This window comes from Vibrio sp. 10N.222.54.A3 (assembly GCF_041474095.1).
GTDB lineage: Bacteria > Pseudomonadota > Gammaproteobacteria > Enterobacterales > Vibrionaceae > Vibrio > Vibrio crassostreae_C.
The window spans coordinates 9,614-10,135 of sequence record NZ_JBFRTN010000142.1 but is presented as its reverse complement, the minus strand read 5'-3'; the positions used below and the strand labels follow the sequence as shown (position 1 = coordinate 10,135).

The window sequence follows — 522 nt, the reverse complement described above, 5'->3', positions numbered from 1 at the left end:
TATTCGCCATTATTAATATCTTGGAATGCTTGGACAAACACGAATTGGCCATCGACGATTGAGCGTATGATCTTTATGTCTCTAACAGGGCAGCGTTTTAAGAAGGGTTCGAAGAACTCAACAAAACCATCAATACCGTTGCGAACCCCAGTGCTATGTTGAGTATAACGTTGACCGGTGTACTTCGTTACCGCCTCTAATGCATGACCATCTCGGATACCTTCCATATACAGATTAGTCGCATTCGCTAGCTTATTGCTCATAAATAGTTTCTCCAAACTTAATAGTGCCAAAGTACGTTATTTGGCTCGTACACTGAAACTCAGAACTAGATTGTCTCAGGTGTCCTTTTAACTGTCGGATTGTTGAATAGGCTCTTCGCGTCGCTATTCAAAACCAAGTTAAGCTCGATATACGTCTACAGCATATCGAGCCTTTACAACCTAATTGGTCACTGTGGTTACTGTTTGGCGTGATAAGCTTTAGATACTGCGTAGCTATCCTCAAACCAGTTCCAACTCT

General features: G+C 42.0%; 1 pseudogene. It reads right to left on the bottom strand.

The annotated features are described in order from the left end of the window. Window positions 1-263 (bottom strand): annotated as a pseudogene (locus AB4507_RS21830) (nuclear transport factor 2 family protein); the annotation flags it as partial. Window positions 264-522: the final 259 nt, after the last annotated feature.